Annotated in this window: 20 protein-coding genes; 13 read left to right on the top strand and 7 right to left on the bottom strand. The window is 60.0% G+C overall.

What is annotated here, in order from left to right:
• Positions 1-148: 148 nt before the first annotated feature.
• From lptB to ACTJK9_RS26920, 5 genes are read right to left on the bottom strand one after another with little or no spacing between them, the layout of a single operon-like run.
• Complete coding sequence (lptB, locus tag ACTJK9_RS26940; protein ID WP_007953572.1) at positions 149-874, bottom strand: LPS export ABC transporter ATP-binding protein; 726 nt, start codon at positions 872-874, stop codon at positions 149-151.
• Entirely contained in the window at positions 874-1,419 is a 546-nt protein-coding gene (gene lptA, locus ACTJK9_RS26935) for a lipopolysaccharide transport periplasmic protein LptA (RefSeq protein WP_064593398.1), read from the bottom strand. Before lptA ends, lptB begins: the two co-directional genes overlap by 1 nt.
• Positions 1,406-1,978: an LPS export ABC transporter periplasmic protein LptC gene (gene lptC / locus ACTJK9_RS26930; RefSeq protein WP_007953568.1), complete on the bottom strand. Its 573-nt coding sequence runs from the start codon at positions 1,976-1,978 to the stop codon at positions 1,406-1,408. Before lptC ends, lptA begins: the two co-directional genes overlap by 14 nt.
• 8 nt (positions 1,979-1,986) lie before the next feature.
• Positions 1,987-2,511: a KdsC family phosphatase gene (locus ACTJK9_RS26925; RefSeq protein ID WP_085611339.1), complete on the bottom strand. Its 525-nt coding sequence runs from the start codon at positions 2,509-2,511 to the stop codon at positions 1,987-1,989.
• Positions 2,512-3,486: a KpsF/GutQ family sugar-phosphate isomerase gene (locus tag ACTJK9_RS26920; RefSeq protein ID WP_064593399.1), complete on the bottom strand. Its 975-nt coding sequence runs from the start codon at positions 3,484-3,486 to the stop codon at positions 2,512-2,514.
• 275 nt (positions 3,487-3,761) lie between these two features.
• Between ACTJK9_RS26920 and ACTJK9_RS26915 the strand changes: the two genes are divergently transcribed.
• From ACTJK9_RS26915 to hisC, 10 genes are all read left to right on the top strand, one after another.
• A complete protein-coding gene (locus tag ACTJK9_RS26915) occupies positions 3,762-4,574 on the top strand; it encodes an ATP-binding cassette domain-containing protein (protein WP_064593401.1) in 813 nt (270 codons plus the stop codon).
• Complete coding sequence (gene mlaE, locus ACTJK9_RS26910) at positions 4,574-5,371, top strand: lipid asymmetry maintenance ABC transporter permease subunit MlaE (protein WP_007953561.1); 798 nt, start codon at positions 4,574-4,576, stop codon at positions 5,369-5,371. The genes ACTJK9_RS26915 and mlaE overlap by 1 nt, the downstream gene beginning before the upstream one ends.
• Positions 5,371-5,838 (top strand): outer membrane lipid asymmetry maintenance protein MlaD, encoded by a 468-nt coding sequence (gene mlaD, locus ACTJK9_RS26905; protein ID WP_007953559.1) that lies wholly within the window; start codon positions 5,371-5,373, stop codon positions 5,836-5,838. The genes mlaE and mlaD overlap by 1 nt, the downstream gene beginning before the upstream one ends.
• Positions 5,839-5,849: 11 nt before the next feature.
• Positions 5,850-6,500, top strand: coding sequence for an MlaC/ttg2D family ABC transporter substrate-binding protein (locus tag ACTJK9_RS26900; RefSeq protein WP_221398715.1), 651 nt, complete (start codon positions 5,850-5,852; stop codon positions 6,498-6,500).
• A complete protein-coding gene (locus tag ACTJK9_RS26895) occupies positions 6,497-6,802 on the top strand; it encodes an STAS domain-containing protein (RefSeq protein ID WP_039769302.1) in 306 nt (101 codons plus the stop codon). Before ACTJK9_RS26900 ends, ACTJK9_RS26895 begins: the two co-directional genes overlap by 4 nt.
• 115 nt (positions 6,803-6,917) lie before the next feature.
• Positions 6,918-7,157 (top strand): BolA family protein, encoded by a 240-nt coding sequence (locus ACTJK9_RS26890; protein ID WP_039769303.1) that lies wholly within the window; start codon positions 6,918-6,920, stop codon positions 7,155-7,157.
• Between the two features lie 22 nt (positions 7,158-7,179).
• Positions 7,180-8,445 (top strand): UDP-N-acetylglucosamine 1-carboxyvinyltransferase, encoded by a 1,266-nt coding sequence (gene murA / locus ACTJK9_RS26885; RefSeq protein WP_074691804.1) that lies wholly within the window; start codon positions 7,180-7,182, stop codon positions 8,443-8,445.
• A 127-nt stretch (positions 8,446-8,572) separates the two neighbouring features.
• Positions 8,573-9,208, top strand: a complete 636-nt coding sequence (gene hisG, locus ACTJK9_RS26880; RefSeq protein WP_007953554.1) for an ATP phosphoribosyltransferase — start codon at positions 8,573-8,575, stop codon at positions 9,206-9,208.
• Between the two features lie 124 nt (positions 9,209-9,332).
• Positions 9,333-10,658 carry a histidinol dehydrogenase gene (gene hisD / locus ACTJK9_RS26875; protein ID WP_064593403.1) on the top strand — a complete coding sequence of 442 codons (1,326 nt, stop codon included), beginning with the start codon at positions 9,333-9,335 and terminating at the stop codon, positions 10,656-10,658.
• A 2-nt stretch (positions 10,659-10,660) separates the two neighbouring features.
• Positions 10,661-11,713: a histidinol-phosphate transaminase gene (gene hisC / locus ACTJK9_RS26870; RefSeq protein WP_440817378.1), complete on the top strand. Its 1,053-nt coding sequence runs from the start codon at positions 10,661-10,663 to the stop codon at positions 11,711-11,713.
• A 50-nt stretch (positions 11,714-11,763) separates the two neighbouring features.
• Here the strand turns inward: hisC and ACTJK9_RS26865 are convergent, their stop codons facing one another.
• Positions 11,764-12,183, bottom strand: a complete 420-nt coding sequence (locus ACTJK9_RS26865; protein ID WP_085611341.1) for a hypothetical protein — start codon at positions 12,181-12,183, stop codon at positions 11,764-11,766.
• Between the two features lie 188 nt (positions 12,184-12,371).
• A complete protein-coding gene (gene algW, locus ACTJK9_RS26860; protein WP_085611342.1) occupies positions 12,372-13,529 on the bottom strand; it encodes a Do family serine endopeptidase AlgW in 1,158 nt (385 codons plus the stop codon).
• A gap of 103 nt (positions 13,530-13,632) precedes the next feature.
• Between algW and ACTJK9_RS26855 the strand changes: the two genes are divergently transcribed.
• The 3 genes from ACTJK9_RS26855 (at position 13,633) to cysN (ending at position 17,352) form a co-directional block, all read left to right on the top strand.
• On the top strand, positions 13,633-14,391 hold the full coding sequence (locus ACTJK9_RS26855; RefSeq protein ID WP_085611343.1) for a Nif3-like dinuclear metal center hexameric protein: 759 nt from the start codon (positions 13,633-13,635) through the stop codon (positions 14,389-14,391).
• A 135-nt stretch (positions 14,392-14,526) separates the two neighbouring features.
• On the top strand, positions 14,527-15,444 hold the full coding sequence (gene cysD, locus ACTJK9_RS26850; protein ID WP_007912374.1) for a sulfate adenylyltransferase subunit CysD: 918 nt from the start codon (positions 14,527-14,529) through the stop codon (positions 15,442-15,444).
• Positions 15,445-15,453: 9 nt separating this feature from the next.
• A complete protein-coding gene (gene cysN, locus ACTJK9_RS26845; protein WP_039769320.1) occupies positions 15,454-17,352 on the top strand; it encodes a sulfate adenylyltransferase subunit CysN in 1,899 nt (632 codons plus the stop codon).
• Positions 17,353-17,554 lie beyond the last annotated feature (202 nt).

The following is a 17,554-nucleotide window of genomic DNA, read 5'->3' as shown; positions in this document are numbered from 1 at the left end:
CATCCACTACAGGGCGCCGCAGCGCCAAACTTAAGCAAATTATATGCCTGAAACTGTCGTGTTTGCCTAGAGCGCTGTAACAATAAAAGCGTATAAAAAGGCGCTTCAACGTTACAGCACCCGGACGGCTGGTCGGATGCTGTCGCGCTTACAGGCGGAACTCGTGACCCAGATAGACTTCCTTCACCAGATCGTTGGCGAGGATGGTCGCGGAGTCGCCTTCGGCGATCAACTGGCCGTCGTTGACGATGTAGGCGGTTTCGCAGATATCCAGCGTCTCACGGACGTTGTGGTCGGTGATCAGTACACCGATGCCCTTGGCCTTGAGGTGGTGGATGATCTGCTTGATGTCGCCGACCGAGATCGGGTCGACACCGGCGAACGGTTCGTCGAGCAGGATGAATTTCGGTGCCGTGGCCAGTGCGCGGGCGATTTCTACCCGGCGGCGCTCACCACCGGACAGGCTCATGCCGAGGTTGTCGCGGATGTGGCTGATGTGGAATTCCTGCAGCAGGCTTTCCAGCTCCTTGCGACGACCTGCCTTGTCGAGCTCCTGACGGGTCTCGAGGATGGCCATGATGTTGTCGGCCACCGACAGTTTGCGGAAGATCGACGCTTCTTGCGGCAGATAGCCGATACCGGCCTTCGCACGGCCATGCATCGGCTGGTGGCTGACGTCGAGGTCGTCGATCAGTACGCGACCCTGATCGGCCTGAACCAGGCCGACGATCATGTAGAAGCACGTGGTCTTGCCGGCGCCGTTCGGGCCGAGCAGGCCGACGATCTGACCGCTGTCGATCGACAGGCTGACGTCGCGCACGACCTGGCGGCTTTTATAGGCCTTGGCCAGGTGCTGAGCTTTCAGAGTTGCCATTACTGGGTTTTCTCGTCGGTTTTCTTCTTCGGCTGGATCACCATGTCGATGCGCGGACGCGCTTCGGTGACCTTGCTGCCAGTGGCTCGACCGGCGCTGGCCAGTTTCTTCACCGTGTCATAGACGATTTTTTCGCCCTGAGTGGTGTTGTTGTCCTTGTCGACGACTTTGGCCTTGTCGATCAGAACAACGCGGTTCTGCTGTGCGTGGTACTGAATGGTCACGCCCCAGCCCTGAACGGGTTTGGCATCACCGGCAGTCTGCAGCTGTTCGAAGTAGGCGAGGTTGCCGACCGAGGTCACGACGTCGATGTCGCCGTTAGGCGCACGGGTCATGGTCACGGTGTTGCCTTTGACGATCATCGAACCCTGGGTGATGATCACGTCGCCTTTGTAGGTGGCAACGCCGTTCTTGTCGTCCAGTTGGGCATCGTCGGCCTGAATGCGGATTGGCTGCTCTTGATCGTTCGGCAGAGCCCAGGCGCTCACGCTTCCCAGTGCTGCGCCCAGACTGAGCAAAATAGGGAGGGTTTTAACGAGCCTCATACTGTCCTCTTACGTTCGATAGCAGGTGTATCCTGCTTTCCTTCAAATACGCTTTCATTCCTACGCCAGTCGATACACCGCCAGCGCCGTCGATTCTAACGGGTTGCTGGGTCTGCGCATATTGCTGCTGCGGGAACACCGTCATGCGAGTGGAGGTGATCAGGGTGTCGCGGTTCTTTTCGTCGGTGCGCTTGACGCGTACCGAGTCGATCAGCTCGACCTCGGTGCCACCGGAGTTCACTTCGCCGCGCTCACTGGTCACGTGCCATGGGAAATCGGTGCCACGGAACATGTTCAGATCAGGCTTGGTGACCAGTGTAATGTCGGTCGCCTTGACGTGCTCAGCCTTGTCGGACGTCATTTCGTACTGCACTTTGCCGTCTTCGAGGTACTGGATCGTGTGCGTATTGGTCGCGTACCAGTCGATCGGGCTTTCCTCTGCCGAAACCGGCGGTTTGTCGAGGAAGCGTTCCGGGCTGATGTTCCAGTAGCCGACCGCGCCGAATATCGCTGCGATACAACCGAACAACAAGATGTTGCGAAACTTTTTGCTAAACATGGTTGGACTCACAGATACGCATTGTTGGCGGCGTCGAGGCTGCCTTGGGCGCGCAGGATCAGTTCGCAGAATTCGCGGGCGGCACCTTCGCCGCCACGAGCCTGGGTGACGCCATGAGCGTGTTCGCGAACAAAAGGTGCGGCGTTGGCCACGGCCATGCCCAGGCCTACACGGCGGATCACCGGCAGATCCGGCAGGTCGTCGCCGAGGTAAGCCACTTGTTCATAGCTTAGGCCCAGTTGCTCCAGAAGACCGTCGAGAACGACCAGTTTGTCTTCACGGCCCTGAAACAGGTGCGGGATCCCCAGGTTCTTCGCCCGACGCTCGACCACCGGGGTCTTGCGACCGCTGATGATGGCGGTCTGTACGCCAGCGTTCATCAGCATCTTGATGCCCTGGCCATCCAGTGTATTGAAAGTCTTGAACTCGCTGCCGTCTTCAAGGAAGTACAGGCGCCCGTCGGTGAGGACACCGTCGACGTCGAAAACCGCCAGTTTGATGGCCTTGCCGCGTTGCAGCAGATCGTTGCTCATTTACATCACTCCTGCGCGCAGCAGGTCGGAGAGGTTGAAGGCGCCGATCGGGCGATCCTCTTCATCCACGACAACCAGCGCGTTGATTCGGTGGTCTTCCATGATTTTCAGGGCTTCGGCGGCGAGCATTTCGGCGCGGGCGGTCTTGCCGTGCACGGTCATCACCTGGTCGATGGTGGCGCTGTGGATATCAATGCTGCGATCCAGGGTGCGACGCAGGTCGCCGTCAGTGAAGATCCCGGCCAGCTTGCCGTCGGTTTCCAGGATGACGGTCATGCCCAGGCCCTTGCGGGTCATTTCCATCAACGCGTCCTTGAGCAGGGTGCCGCGCTGTACCTGCGGCAGTTCCTGGCCGGCGTGCATGACGTTTTCCACTTTCAGCAGCAGGCGTCGGCCCAGTGCGCCGCCGGGGTGGGAAAAGGCGAAGTCTTCGGCAGTGAAGCCGCGCGCTTCCAGCAGCGCCACGGCCAGGGCGTCGCCCATGACCAGTGCGGCGGTGGTCGAGGAGGTCGGCGCCAGGTTCAGCGGGCAGGCCTCGTGCTCGACGTGAACGTTGAGGTTGACCTCGGCGGCCTTGGCCAGCGGCGATTGCGGGTTGCCGGTGACGCTGATCAGCTGAATGCCCAGGCGCTTGATCAGAGGCAGCAGAGTGACGATTTCGTTGGTGGAACCGGAGTTCGACAGGGCCAGAATGACGTCATCGCGAGTGATCATGCCCATGTCGCCGTGGCTGGCCTCGGCCGGGTGCACGAAAAACGCCGGGGTGCCGGTGCTGGCCAGGGTCGCGGCAATCTTGTTGCCGATGTGCCCGGACTTGCCCATGCCGACCACGACAACACGGCCCTTGCTGGCCAGAATCATCTCGCAAGCGCGTACGAAATCGGCGTCGATATGGGGCAACAAGCCTTGTACGGCTTCCACTTCGAGGCGAATGGTGCGTTGTGCCGATTGAATCAGGTCGCTGGTTTGGCTCATGTCAGAAATCGTATAGCCCGATGAAAAGGCGGCGATTATAGCGGTTATGTTGAAAAGCCTCACGCAAGTTCGTCGTGCTTTGTCATTCCTGGTTACCAAAACTCTGTAAATAACGCTTCCAGCCCTTCAACTCGCAGAATGCGGGCCGGTGCAGGCCTTGGGCGCTTGCCCTTTGCAGTGATATAGTTCGCCGCCAGTTCGGCCTGCCCGGGATGTAGGGGCTTTCCTCAGAAAGCCAGGCGTCCGAGTGAGAGGCTGCATCGCAAGGAGTTTAGATGAGTGCCGATAACGCCTACGCGGTCGAGCTGAAGGGAGTCTCCTTCAAGCGCGGTGCGCGGAGCATTTTCAATAACGTCGATATCCGCATCCCGCGCGGCAAGGTCACCGGCATCATGGGGCCTTCCGGGTGCGGCAAGACCACACTGTTGCGCCTGATGGGCGCCCAGTTGCGGCCATCCAAGGGCGAGGTCTGGGTCAACGGCCAGAACCTGCCGAAGCTGTCGCGCAGCGATCTGTTCGATGCGCGCAAGCACATGGGCGTGCTGTTTCAGAGTGGCGCCCTGTTCACCGATCTCGATGTGTTCGAGAACGTCGCCTTCCCGCTGCGTGTTCATACCGACCTGCCGGAGGAGATGATCCGTGACATCGTCCTGCTCAAATTGCAGGCAGTGGGGTTGCGCGGTGCGATCGAGCTGATGCCTGACGAGCTGTCCGGCGGCATGAAGCGCCGGGTCGCCCTGGCCCGGGCCATTGCCCTCGATCCGCAGATCCTCATGTACGACGAACCGTTCGTCGGCCAGGATCCGATCGCCATGGGTGTGCTGGTTCGCCTGATCCGTCTGCTCAACGATGCCTTGGGCATCACCAGCATCGTGGTATCCCACGACCTCGCCGAAACCGCGAGCATTGCTGACTACATCTATGTGGTCGGTGATGGCCAGGTATTGGGGCAGGGCACGCCGGACGAACTGATGGGCTCGGACGATCCGCGTATCCGCCAGTTCATGACCGGTGAACCCGACGGCCCGGTGCCGTATCACTTTCCAGCGCCGGATTACCGCGCAGATCTTCTGGGGAAGCGCCGCTGATGCGCAGAATTACATTAATGGAGCGTGTGCGTCGTTTCGGCCTCGCCGGAATCGACAGCGTCGCAGTGTTCGGGCGTTCGACCCTGTTCCTGTTTCATGCCCTGCTCGGGCGTGGCGGCATCGGCGGCGGGTTTGGCCTGCTGGTCAAGCAGTTGCATTCCGTCGGCGTGATGTCGCTGGTGATCATCGTGGTGTCCGGGATTTTCATCGGCATGGTGCTGGCGCTGCAGGGCTTCAATATCCTGTCGAGTTACGGCTCGGAACAGGCCGTCGGCCAGATGGTGGCGCTGACCCTGCTGCGTGAGCTGGGACCGGTGGTGACCGCGCTGTTGTTTGCCGGTCGTGCCGGCTCGGCGCTGACGGCGGAAATCGGCAACATGAAATCAACCGAACAGTTGTCCAGTCTGGAAATGATCGGGGTCGACCCGCTCAAGTACATCATTGCCCCGCGTCTGTGGGCAGGCTTCATTTCCCTGCCGGTGCTGGCGATGATCTTCAGCGTGGTCGGCATCTGGGGCGGTTCATGGGTCGCCGTCGACTGGCTGGGTGTCTACGAAGGTTCCTACTGGTCGAACATGCAGAACAGCGTGAGCTTCGGTGACGATGTGCTCAACGGCATCATCAAAAGTGCAGTGTTCGCTTTTGTCGTCACCTGGATCGCCGTATTTCAAGGCTATGACTGCGAACCCACTTCCGAGGGGATCAGCCGTGCCACCACCAAGACCGTGGTTTACGCCTCGCTGGCAGTACTCGGCCTGGACTTTATTCTGACCGCTTTGATGTTTGGAGATTTCTGATGCAAAACCGCACCCTGGAAATCGGTGTCGGCCTGTTCCTGCTGGCAGGGATCCTGGCTTTGTTGCTGCTGGCCCTGCGGGTCAGTGGCCTGTCTCCGACTTCGACCACCGATACCTACAAGCTTTACGCGTATTTCGACAATATCGCCGGTTTGACGGTCAGAGCCAAAGTGACCATGGCGGGTGTGACCATCGGCAAGGTCACCGCGATCGATCTGGACCGCGACAGCTTCACCGGTCGGGTGACCCTGCAAGTGGATAAAAGCGTCGACAATCTGCCGACCGACTCCACAGCATCTATCCTGACAGCGGGTCTGCTGGGCGAGAAGTACATCGGTATCAGCGTGGGCGGCGAAGACACCCGCCTCAAGGATGGTGGAACCATCCACGACACGCAGTCGTCTCTGGTACTGGAAGACCTGATCGGTAAATTCCTGCTCAATACCGTTAGCAAAGACGCCAAATGAGGAGCTTTTGAATGATCTCTACCTTGCGACGTGGCCTGTTGGTGTTGCTTGCGGCACTGCCGCTGGTGGCTAACGCCGTGGCGGCACAATCGGCGCACGATCTGGTTCAGGACACCACGAACCGGATGCTCGCCGACCTGGCGGCCAATAAAGAGAAGTACAAGCAGGATCCGCAGGATTTCTATACGGCGCTGAACAACATCGTCGGCCCTGTGGTCGATGCCGAAGGTATTTCCAAGAGCATCATGACGGTCAAGTATTCGCGCAAGGCAACCCCGGCGCAGATGAAGACCTTCGAGGAAAACTTCAAGCGCGGTCTGTTCCAGTTCTACGGCAACGCCTTGCTCGAGTACAACAACCAGGGCATCACTGTCGATGCGCCCAAGGATGAATCGGGCGACCGCACCAGTGTCGGCATGACCGTCAAAGGCAACAATGGCGCGATCTACCCTGTGCAGTACACCCTGGAGAAGATCAACGGCGAGTGGAAACTGCGCAATGTGATCATCAACGGCATCAACATCGGCAAGCTGTTCCGTGACCAGTTCGCCGACGCGATGCAGCGCAACGGCAACGACCTGGACAAGACCATCAACGGCTGGGCCGGTGAAGTCGCCAAGGCCAAGCAGTCGGCCGAGCAGAACGAGAAGCCAGCCCAATGACCGAGTCGGCCATTCGTCTGGACGAAGCCAGTGAGCTGCAGCTCAGCGGCGTGCTGGATTACCGCACCGGCCCGGATCTTCGGGAACAGGGCCGGGCGCTGATCAAGTCGTGCACCGCCCCGGCATTGGTGATCGATTGCTCGGCGGTGGAGAAGTCCAGCAGCGTCGGTCTGTCGCTGCTGCTGTGCTTCATTCGCGATGCAAAGGCCGCCGGCAAGGCGGTCAGCATCCGCGGGATGCCCGAAGACATGCGCGAAATTGCTCAGGTCAGCGAACTGACCGAGCTGTTGGCGCAACCCTGAACCCGCATCAATAGAGAAGCCCCCCGTCAGAGTCCTGCGCAGCGGGGTTCGCAGGCGCGGGGCTTTTTTGTATGATGTCCGACCCGTGCGCACAGGGCGCCGATTGAGGTTGAGCATGCAGGCCGTAGAAGTGAAGAGCTTCCTTGAAGGAAAGCTGCCAGGAACGCTGGTGGAAGTTGAAGGCGAAGGCTGCAACTTTCAGCTGAACGTGATTAGTGATGAACTGGCGGCGTTGAGCCCGGTCAAGCGTCAGCAAAGCATCTATGCCCATTTGAACCCTTGGATCGCCGATGGCAGCATCCACGCGGTCACTATGAAATTTTTCAGCAGCGCGGCCTGGGCCGAGCGCACCTGAGCCCTAGGGCGTCGAGATTCTTATGGATAAATTGATTATTACCGGTGGCGCTCGTCTTGATGGCGAGATCCGCATCTCCGGGGCGAAGAACTCCGCCCTGCCGATCCTGGCTGCCACCCTGCTGTGCGATGGCCCGGTTACCGTTGGCAACCTGCCGCACCTGCACGACATCACCACCATGATCGAGCTGTTCGGTCGCATGGGCATCGAGCCTGTGATCGACGAGAAGCTCAGCGTCGAAATCGACCCGCGCACCATCAAGACCCTGATCGCCCCGTACGAGCTGGTGAAAACCATGCGTGCCTCGATCCTGGTGCTGGGCCCGATGGTTGCGCGTTTCGGTGAAGCCGAAGTTGCACTGCCTGGCGGTTGCGCCATTGGCTCGCGTCCGGTCGACCTGCACATCCGTGGCCTGGAAGCCATGGGTGCGGTCATCGACGTCGAAGGCGGCTACATCAAGGCCAAGGCGCCTGAAGGCGGCTTGCGTGGCGCTCACTTCTTCTTTGATACCGTCAGCGTGACCGGTACCGAGAACATCATGATGGCCGCCGCTCTGGCCAAAGGCCGTAGCGTGTTGCAGAACGCCGCCCGTGAGCCGGAAGTGGTCGACCTGGCGAACTTCCTCAACGCCATGGGCGCCAAGGTATCCGGTGCCGGCACCGACACCATCACCATCGATGGCGTCGAGCGTCTGGGCTCGGCTTTCTACAAGGTCATGCCTGACCGCATCGAAACCGGCACCTACCTGGTGGCCGCTGCGGTCACCGGTGGCCGCGTGAAGGTCAAGGACACCGATCCGACCATTCTCGAAGCCGTTCTGGAAAAACTCCGTGAAGCCGGCGCAGAAATCACCTGTGGTGAAGACTGGATCGAGTTGAACATGCACGGCAAACGCCCGAAAGCGGTCAACGTGCGCACGGCACCGTACCCGGCGTTCCCGACCGACATGCAGGCGCAGTTCATCTCGCTCAACGCCATTGCCGAAGGCACCGGTGCCGTGATCGAGACGATCTTCGAAAACCGCTTCATGCACGTCTACGAACTGCATCGCATGGGCGCCAAGATCCAGGTCGAGGGCAACACGGCCATCGTGACCGGTACTGAAATCCTCAAGGGCGCGCCAGTCATGGCTACCGACCTGCGGGCTTCGGCCAGCCTCGTGATCTCGGCCCTGATGGCTGAAGGCGATACCCTGATCGACCGCATCTACCACATCGACCGTGGTTACGAGTGCATCGAGGAAAAACTGCAGATGCTGGGCGCCAGGATCCGTCGCGTTCCGGGCTAGTCGCTGCATCTGGACACAGGGAAGTGTCCGTTGAATTCGTTTTGATCGGGGGTGGCAACGCCCTCGATGTATGTCCGGCGCCGATTGCGACCGGACATGAGTACCTTGATAAGGACTGACGTTTCCCATGTTGACCATCGCACTGTCCAAGGGCCGCATCCTTGACGACACCCTGCCGCTTCTGGCCGAAGCGGGCATCGTGCCGACCGAGAATCCGGACAAGAGCCGCAAGCTGATCATCCCCACGACCCAGGAAGACGTTCGCCTGTTGATCGTGCGGGCCACCGACGTGCCGACCTATGTCGAGCATGGCGCGGCCGACCTCGGCGTTGCCGGTAAAGACGTGCTGATGGAATACACCGGCCAAGGCCTATACGAGCCGCTGGATCTGCAGATTGCCCAGTGCAAGCTGATGACCGCCGGCAAGGTCGGCGCGGTCGAGCCCAAGGGCCGCCTGCGCGTCGCCACCAAATTCGTCAACGTCGCCAAGCGTTACTACGCCGAGCAGGGCCGTCAGGTCGACATCATCAAGCTCTACGGCTCGATGGAGCTGGCGCCGCTGATCGGTCTGGCCGACAAGATCATCGACGTGGTCGACACCGGCAACACCCTGCGTGCCAACGGCCTGGAACCCCAGGAACTGATCGCCACGATCAGCTCGCGTCTGGTGGTGAACAAGGCTTCGATGAAAATGCAACACGCCCGAATCCAGGCGTTGATCGACACCCTGCGCAAGGCAGTGGAGTCTCGACACCGCGGCTGATGTACCTGCGCGACCTTAAGTCGCGCCCGTCTATCCGCCTCATAGCCAGAATCTCAGGTGCCCAAGCGGAACGACTGCTAAGTTAGGGCGCCTGAGTTTTTGCCATTCCTATGAGGCTCTCGCTATGACCGCACCGACTGCAATTCGCCGACTCAACGCTGCTGACCCGGATTTCGCGCATCATCTGGATCATCTGCTGAGCTGGGAAAGTGTGTCTGACGACTCGGTCAATCAGCGGGTGCTGGATATCATCAAGGCTGTGCGCGAGCGCGGTGACGCGGCGCTGGTCGAGTTCACCCAGAAATTCGACGGCCTCGAAGTCGCCTCGATGGCGGACCTGATCCTGCCGCGCGAGCGTCTGGAACTGGCCCTGACCCGCATCACCGTGCCGCAACGCGAAGCGCTGGAAAAAGCCGCCGCCCGCGTGCGCAGCTATCACGAAAAACAGAAGCAGGACTCCTGGAGCTACACCGAAGCCGACGGCACCGTGCTGGGGCAGAAGGTCACGCCACTGGATCGCGCCGGTCTGTACGTGCCGGGCGGCAAGGCGTCATATCCGTCGTCGGTGTTGATGAACGCGATTCCGGCCAAGGTCGCCGGCGTGACCGAAGTGGTCATGGTGGTGCCGACCCCGCGCGGCGAAGTCAACGAACTGGTGCTGGCAGCCGCGTGCATCGCCGGTGTCGACCGGGTGTTCACCATCGGTGGCGCACAAGCCGTTGCCGCGTTGGCCTATGGCACTGAAAGCGTGCCGCAGGTGGACAAGGTTGTCGGTCCGGGCAACATTTACGTGGCGACCGCCAAGCGTCACGTGTTCGGTCAGGTCGGCATCGACATGATCGCCGGCCCGTCGGAAATCCTCGTGGTATGCGACGGCCAGACCGATCCGGACTGGATCGCCATGGACCTGTTCTCCCAGGCCGAGCACGACGAAGACGCCCAGGCGATCCTGGTCAGCCCGGACGCCGAGTTCCTCGACAAGGTCGCCGCGAGCATCGACAAGCTGCTGCCGACCATGGATCGCGCAACCATCATCGAAACCTCGATCAACGGCCGTGGTGCCCTGATCCACGTGCGTGACATGACCCAGGCCATCGAAGTCGCCAACCGCATCGCCCCGGAACACCTTGAGCTGTCGGTCGCCGACCCGCAGGCCTGGCTGCCGCAGATTCGCCACGCCGGCGCGATCTTCATGGGCCGTCACACCTCCGAAGCGCTGGGCGACTACTGCGCGGGTCCGAACCACGTGCTGCCGACCTCCGGCACTGCGCGTTTTTCCTCGCCGCTGGGCGTGTACGACTTCCAGAAACGCTCGTCGATCATCTTCTGCTCCGAGGCCGGCGCTTCCGAGCTTGGCAAGACTGCATCGATCCTGGCTCGTGGCGAATCGCTGAGCGCCCACGCGCGCAGCGCCGAATACCGCATCAAAGACGAAGTGAAGGGGAACTGAACATGAGTAAATTCTGGAGCCCGTTCGTCAAGGATCTGGTGCCTTACGTGCCGGGCGAGCAGCCGAAGCTGACCCGTCTGGTCAAGCTCAACACCAACGAAAACCCGTACGGCCCGTCGCCGAAAGCTCTGGCGGCGATGCAGGCCGAACTCAACGACAACCTGCGCCTGTACCCGGATCCGAACAGCGATCGGCTGAAAAACGCCGTCGCCAGCTACTACGGCGTACAGAGTAATCAGGTGTTCCTCGGCAACGGATCGGACGAAGTGCTGGCGCACATCTTCCACGGTCTGCTGCAACACGATCAGCCGATCCTGTTCCCGGACATCAGCTACAGCTTCTATCCGGTTTACTGCGGCCTTTATGGCATCACGTTCGACGCGGTGCCGCTGGATGCGCAGTTCCAGATCAACCCGGCCGACTACGCCAAGTCGAACGGCGGGATCATCTTCCCTAATCCGAACGCACCGACCGGTTGCCTGCTGGCGCTGGAAGCGGTCGAGCAGATCCTCAAGGCCAGCCCGGATTCGGTGGTTGTGGTCGACGAGGCCTACATCGACTTTGGCGGTGAAACCGCGATCAGTCTGGTCGACCGTTACTCGAACCTGCTGGTGACCCAGACCCTGTCCAAGTCCCGCTCGCTGGCGGGCCTGCGGGTCGGTCTGGCGGTCGGGCATCCAGACCTGATCGAGGCGCTGGAGCGGATCAAGAACAGCTTCAACTCCTATCCGATCGATCGTATGGCCAACGTCGGCGCGGCGGCGGCGTTCGAGGATCGCGAGTACTTCGACAAGACCTGCGCACTGGTCATCGAGAGTCGCGAATGGGTGGTTGCGCAGTTGCAGGCCAAGGGCTTTGAAGTGCTGCCGTCGGCGGCAAACTTCATCTTCGCCCGTCATCCGCAACACGATGCGGCAGGGCTGGCAGCCAAACTGCGTGAACAGGGCGTGATCGTGCGTCACTTCAAGCAGGAGCGGATTGCCCAGTTCCTGCGGATCTCGATCGGTACGCCAGAGCAGAATCAGGCGTTGATTGAGGGGTTCGGGCAGTTGTAATCGCTAAAGGAACACAGTTCCCATGCAAGTGGGAACTGTGTAGCCAAATGTCAGGCGGGATTGATGTTAGTGACGGAGAACGTTCCAGAAACTTTGTCATTATTATCAGTGATGAAGTCAAAACTCCCTTCAGCGATCTGAAGATATTTTGAGAAGGTTATCTTTAGCGTACCTTCTCGCGCGTAATAATTTTTTCCGCTTGCGTCGGTAAGCATCCAGGTCATATATGGCTCCTGAAAATCATTCTTGTACTTGGCGGAATTGGGCCCGTCCTTGACGGTGCCTGGATACCCGAATGCGATCAGGGATGTGGTATCCGTGTATCCCGCTATATAGCCACCCTTTTCTTCTCCGAAATCATGAAGATCTACCTTTTTGAATTTAACTTCTGTGCCTCCGTTCACGCTGACAACCACTTCGCCAGTGGTCTTGGAGGTTTGCAGATTTTTAAGGGCTTCTTGAATATCCATTATTGCCTCGCTCTTCCAGGAAGTTGTCGAGGTTCAAGCGTAAGACAATGTTCCAGAGAATGAACCTGTCAGATCTGGCAGGTGGAGACAACTTTCTGCTTTGTCTTTAATAGCAAGAAGTAATAAAGCAGATGTAAGGAAATGAATGTTGTATGAGCGAGTGATCCCGCTCACACAGTCAGTCTTCCTTACTCTTCTTTTTCTTTCAGCGGCGCCGGTGGCGGACGCAGACCGATTTCGGCGGTCAGCTTCAGCTCCTTGCCATTGCGCATCACTTGAATCGTGACCTTGTCGGTCGGCTTGATCCGCGCCACCTGGTTCATCGACTTGCGGCCATCGCCGGCCGGTTCGCCGTCGATGCTGAGGATCACATCACCCAGTTGCAGGCCGGCCTTCTGCGCCGGGCCGTCGCGGAAAATCCCCGCCACCACGATACCCGGACGTCCGGACAGGCCGAACGACTCGGCCAGTTCCTGGGTCAGCGGTTGCACTTCAATGCCCAGCCAGCCGCGAATTACCTGGCCGTGCTCGATGATCGATTTCATCACTTCCATCGCCAGTTTCACCGGGATCGCAAAACCGATGCCCTGGGAGCCGCCGGACTTGGAGAAGATCGCGGTGTTGATGCCGGTGAGGTTGCCGCTGGCGTCGACCAGTGCGCCGCCGGAGTTGCCCGGGTTGATCGCCGCGTCGGTCTGGATGAAGTCTTCGTAGTTGTTCAGGCCCAGCTGGTTGCGGCCGGTGGCGCTGATGATGCCCATGGTCACGGTCTGGCCGACGCCGAACGGGTTGCCGATGGCCAGTGCGACGTCGCCGATGCGGATGTTGTCGGAGCGGCCGACGGTGATCGACGGCAGGGTTTTCAGGTCGATCTTCAGGACTGCGAGGTCGGTTTCCGGATCGCTGCCGATCACTCGGGCCAGGGTTTCGCGACCATCCTTGAGCGCCACGACGATCTGGTCGGCACCGCTGGTGACGTGGTTGTTGGTCAGGATGTAGCCTTCCGGGCTCATGATCACCCCGGAGCCGAGGCTTGATTCCATGCGCTTCTGCTTCGGTGAATTGTCACCGAAGAAGCGGCGGAACTGCGGATCCTCGAACAGCGGATGGCTCGGCTTGTTGATGACTTTGGTGGTGTAGAGGTTGACCACCGAAGGCGCGGCGATGCTCACCGCGTCCGCATAGGACACCGGCCCCTGCTGCACGCTGGTGGTCTGCGGGGCCTGTTGCAGGTTGACGTCGAGGCTCGGAAGCCCGACCCACTGCGGGTAACGCTGAATAATCAACAGAGCGATAAGCACGCCGGCCAACAGCGGCCAGCCGAAAAAACGCAGCGCCTTGAGCATTAAGCACGTCCTGGAAAAGTTGCAGGCGGGGTCAGACCGCCCATAATGTCGCGCATTATACGAGGCCGCGCGCGCCTCTGAACGGGATATTTAGGAGTCTTTCATGGCCGTCGCCCTGAGCACCCTGGTCGAAGAAGCCGACCGTTACCTTGGCAGTGCGAAAATTGCCGATTATTGCCCCAATGGTCTGCAGGTCGAGGGCCGTCCGCAGGTGATGCGCATCGTCAGTGGTGTCACCGCCAGCCAGGCGTTGCTCGATGCCGCCGTCGAAGCCGAAGCCGATCTAGTGCTGGTGCATCACGGTTATTTCTGGAAGGGCGAGAACCCGTGCATCACCGGCATGAAGCAGCGCCGTTTGAAGACGCTGCTCAAGCACGATATCAGTCTGCTCGGTTATCACCTGCCTCTGGATCTGCATCCGGATGTCGGCAATAACGTGCAACTGGCCCGTCAACTGGACATCACCGTCGAAGGGCCGCTGGACCCGGACAACCTGAAGATCGTCGGTCTGGTCGGTTCGCTGAGCGAACCAATGACCCCGCGTGACTTCGCTCGCAAAGTGCAGGAAGTCATGGGCCGCGAACCGCTGCTGGTCGAAGGCAGTGCGATGATCCGTCGGATCGGCTGGTGCACCGGTGGCGGTCAGGGCTACATCGATAACGCCATCGCTGCCGGCGTCGATCTGTTCCTCAGCGGCGAAGCCTCCGAGCAGACGTTCCACAGCGCCCGGGAAAACGACATCAGCTTCATCGCCGCCGGCCACCACGCCACCGAACGCTATGGCGTGCAGGCGCTGGGCGATTATCTGGCGAAACGTTTTGCGCTGGAGCACATCTTTATCGACTGCCCGAATCCGATCTGAGCGCCCGAACGGGCAGGCATATTCATATACCCTTTCGATCTAGTTGGCGTCCTGATTAGAAGGGGGCGCTGTGCTAGGATTCCCCGCTCGAACACGGCCCGCTGGCCGTTCATAAGAAAGCTTTCGTGAGTAGCCATGGTCGACAAACTGACGCATCTGAAACAGCTGGAGGCGGAAAGCATCCACATCATCCGCGAGGTGGCCGCCGAGTTCGACAACCCGGTGATGCTGTACTCCATCGGTAAAGACTCCGCCGTGATGCTGCATCTGGCACGCAAGGCGTTCTTCCCGGGCAAACTGCCGTTTCCGGTGATGCACGTCGACACCCGCTGGAAATTCCAGGAAATGTACAAGTTCCGCGACAAGATGGTCGAAGAGCTTGGCCTGGACCTCATCACTCATATCAACCCCGATGGCGTGGCGCAGAACATCAACCCGTTCACCCACGGCAGCGCCAAGCACACCGACATCATGAAGACCGAGGGCCTGAAGCAGGCACTCGACAAGCATGGTTTCGACGCCGCTTTCGGCGGTGCCCGTCGCGATGAAGAGAAGTCCCGCGCCAAGGAGCGCGTCTACTCGTTCCGTGACAGCAAACATCGCTGGGACCCGAAGAACCAGCGTCCCGAGCTGTGGAACGTCTACAACGGCAAGGTCAACAAGGGCGAATCCATTCGTGTGTTCCCGCTGTCGAACTGGACCGAACTGGACATCTGGCAGTACATCTACCTCGAAGGCATCCCGATCGTACCGCTGTACTTCGCCGCCGAACGCGAAGTGATCGAGAAGAACGGCACGCTGATCATGATCGACGACGAGCGCATCCTCGAGCACCTGTCCGACGAGGACAAGGCGCGCATCGTCAAAAAGAAAGTGCGTTTCCGTACCCTTGGCTGCTACCCGTTGACGGGCGCGGTGGAGTCCGAGGCCGAAAGCCTGACGGACATCATTCAGGAAATGCTCCTGACGCGAACTTCCGAGCGCCAGGGCCGGGTCATCGACCACGATGGCGCAGGCTCGATGGAAGACAAGAAACGTCAGGGTTATTTCTAAGGGGTTGTCATGTCGCACGCATCTGATTTGATCAGCGAGGACATCCTCGCCTACCTGGGCCAGCACGAACGTAAAGAGCTGCTGCGCTTTTTGACCTGCGGTAACGTCGATGACGGCAAGAGCACCCTGATCGGGCGCCTGCTGCACGACTCGAAGATGATCTACGAAGATCACCTCGAAGCCATCACCCGCGACTCGAAGAAAGTCGGCACCACCGGTGACGACATCGACCTGGCATTGCTGGTTGACGGCCTGCAGGCCGAGCGCGAGCAGGGCATCACCATCGATGTCGCCTACCGCTATTTCTCCACCGCCAAGCGCAAATTCATCATCGCCGACACCCCCGGCCATGAGCAGTACACCCGCAACATGGCCACCGGTGCGTCCACCTGTGACTTGGCGATCATCCTGGTCGACGCCCGTTACGGCGTGCAGACCCAGACCCGCCGCCACAGCTTCATCGCCTCGTTGCTGGGCATCAAGCACATCGTTGTTGCCATCAACAAGATGGACCTCAAGGGCTTCGATCAGGGCGTGTTCGAGTCGATCAAGGCCGACTACCTGAAGTTCGCCGAAGGCTTGAAGATGAAGCCGACCAGCATGCACTTCGTGCCGATGTCCGCTCTGAAGGGCGACAACGTGGTGAACAAGTCCGAGCGCTCGCCGTGGTACACCGGCCAGTCGCTGATGGAAATCCTCGAGACCGTGGAAGTGGCGGGCGATCGCAACTTCACCGATCTGCGTTTCCCGGTGCAGTACGTCAACCGTCCGAACCTGAACTTCCGCGGTTTCGCCGGTACCCTGGCCAGCGGCATCGTCAAGAAGGGCGACGAAGTCGTGGTCCTGCCGTCGGGCAAGAGCAGCCGCGTGAAATCCATCGTCACTTTCGAAGGTGAGCTGGAACACGCAGGTCCTGGCCAGGCGGTAACGCTGACCATGGAAGACGAAATCGACATCTCCCGTGGCGACCTGCTGGTTCACGCCGACAACGTTCCGCCAGTGACCGACAGCTTCGAAGCGATGCTGGTGTGGATGGCTGAAGAGCCGATGCTGCCGGGCAAGAAATACGACATCAAGCGCGCCACCAGTTACGTGCCGGGCTCCATCGCCAGCATCGTCAACAAGGTCGACGTCAACACCCTCGAAGAAGGCCCGGCGAGCGCGTTGCAGCTCAACGAAATCGGCAAGGTGAAGATCGCGCTCGACGCGCCGATCGCCCTCGACGGTTACGACAGCAATCGCACCACCGGCGCGTTCATCGTCATCGACCGTTTGACCAACGGCACCGTCGGCGCCGGCATGATCGTCGCTCAGCCGGTGACCCACGGTACGGCTACGCATCACGGCAAGCTGGCCCATGTAGCGACCGAAGAACGCGCTCAGCGTTTCGGTCAGCAACCGGCTACCGTGCTGTTCAGCGGCCTGTCCGGCGCTGGCAAGAGCACCTTGGCATACGCGGTCGAGCGCAAGCTGTTTGATCTGGGTCGTGCGGTGTTTGTGCTGGATGGCCAGAACCTGCGTCACGATCTCAACAAGGGTCTGCCGCAGGATCGCGCCGGTCGCACCGAGAACTGGCGTCGTGCCGCGCATGTGGCGCGTCAGTTCAACGAAGCGGGTCTGTTGACGCTTGCGGCGTTTGTGGCGCCGAGTGCCGAAGGTCGTGAGCAGGCGAAGGATCTGATTGGCAAGGATCGTTTGCTGACGGTTTATGTTCAGGCTTCGCCGACTGTTTGCGCCGAGCGTGATCCGCAAGGTTTGTATGCTGCGGGTGGCGATAACATTCCGGGTGAGTCGTTCCCGTATGACGTGCCGCTGGATGCTGATCTGGTGATTGATACCCAGTCGTTGTCGCTGGATGAAAGTGTGAAGCAGGTGCTGGACCTGTTGCGTAAGCGTGGCGCGATTTAAGCGTTAGCTGCGAATGAAAAAGCCCGCCGATGAGTGATTATCGGTGGGCTTTTTTTGTTGTGTGAATATCCGTTTCTTCGGGTGTTGCGGATTATGGTTCCGCCCTTACGGCGGGTCACTTTGGCAAACGCCCCAAAGTAACCAAAGGTCTGGGCCCCGGCGTTCGGCCCCTCGCTGGGGCTCGGGGTTCCTTCGCTCCGGG

The organism is Pseudomonas sp. 22082 (assembly GCF_052046055.1).
Lineage (GTDB): Bacteria > Pseudomonadota > Gammaproteobacteria > Pseudomonadales > Pseudomonadaceae > Aquipseudomonas > Aquipseudomonas pharyngis.
This window is presented reverse-complemented; position numbering and strand designations above follow the sequence as displayed.

What these genes read in the sequence shown, in the direction of transcription:
- mlaE (WP_007953561.1), top strand. Translation starts at nt 4,574, where the DNA reads ATGCGCAGAATTACATTAATGGAGCGTGTGCGTCGTTTCGGCCTCGCC.
- ACTJK9_RS26865 (WP_085611341.1), bottom strand. Translation starts at nt 12,183, where the DNA reads ATGGATATTCAAGAAGCCCTTAAAAATCTGCAAACCTCCAAGACCACT.
- ACTJK9_RS26855 (WP_085611343.1), top strand. Translation starts at nt 13,633, where the DNA reads ATGGCCGTCGCCCTGAGCACCCTGGTCGAAGAAGCCGACCGTTACCTT.
- lptB (WP_007953572.1), bottom strand. Translation starts at nt 874, where the DNA reads ATGGCAACTCTGAAAGCTCAGCACCTGGCCAAGGCCTATAAAAGCCGC.
- cysN (WP_039769320.1), top strand. Translation starts at nt 15,454, where the DNA reads ATGTCGCACGCATCTGATTTGATCAGCGAGGACATCCTCGCCTACCTG.
- hisD (WP_064593403.1), top strand. Translation starts at nt 9,333, where the DNA reads ATGACCGCACCGACTGCAATTCGCCGACTCAACGCTGCTGACCCGGAT.
- ACTJK9_RS26895 (WP_039769302.1), top strand. Translation starts at nt 6,497, where the DNA reads ATGACCGAGTCGGCCATTCGTCTGGACGAAGCCAGTGAGCTGCAGCTC.
- ACTJK9_RS26900 (WP_221398715.1), top strand. Translation starts at nt 5,850, where the DNA reads ATGATCTCTACCTTGCGACGTGGCCTGTTGGTGTTGCTTGCGGCACTG.
- lptC (WP_007953568.1), bottom strand. Translation starts at nt 1,978, where the DNA reads ATGTTTAGCAAAAAGTTTCGCAACATCTTGTTGTTCGGTTGTATCGCA.
- cysD (WP_007912374.1), top strand. Translation starts at nt 14,527, where the DNA reads ATGGTCGACAAACTGACGCATCTGAAACAGCTGGAGGCGGAAAGCATC.
- ACTJK9_RS26925 (WP_085611339.1), bottom strand. Translation starts at nt 2,511, where the DNA reads ATGAGCAACGATCTGCTGCAACGCGGCAAGGCCATCAAACTGGCGGTT.
- ACTJK9_RS26920 (WP_064593399.1), bottom strand. Translation starts at nt 3,486, where the DNA reads ATGAGCCAAACCAGCGACCTGATTCAATCGGCACAACGCACCATTCGC.
- algW (WP_085611342.1), bottom strand. Translation starts at nt 13,529, where the DNA reads ATGCTCAAGGCGCTGCGTTTTTTCGGCTGGCCGCTGTTGGCCGGCGTG.
- murA (WP_074691804.1), top strand. Translation starts at nt 7,180, where the DNA reads ATGGATAAATTGATTATTACCGGTGGCGCTCGTCTTGATGGCGAGATC.
- lptA (WP_064593398.1), bottom strand. Translation starts at nt 1,419, where the DNA reads ATGAGGCTCGTTAAAACCCTCCCTATTTTGCTCAGTCTGGGCGCAGCA.
- ACTJK9_RS26915 (WP_064593401.1), top strand. Translation starts at nt 3,762, where the DNA reads ATGAGTGCCGATAACGCCTACGCGGTCGAGCTGAAGGGAGTCTCCTTC.
- hisG (WP_007953554.1), top strand. Translation starts at nt 8,573, where the DNA reads ATGTTGACCATCGCACTGTCCAAGGGCCGCATCCTTGACGACACCCTG.
- mlaD (WP_007953559.1), top strand. Translation starts at nt 5,371, where the DNA reads ATGCAAAACCGCACCCTGGAAATCGGTGTCGGCCTGTTCCTGCTGGCA.
- hisC (WP_440817378.1), top strand. Translation starts at nt 10,661, where the DNA reads ATGAGTAAATTCTGGAGCCCGTTCGTCAAGGATCTGGTGCCTTACGTG.
- ACTJK9_RS26890 (WP_039769303.1), top strand. Translation starts at nt 6,918, where the DNA reads ATGCAGGCCGTAGAAGTGAAGAGCTTCCTTGAAGGAAAGCTGCCAGGA.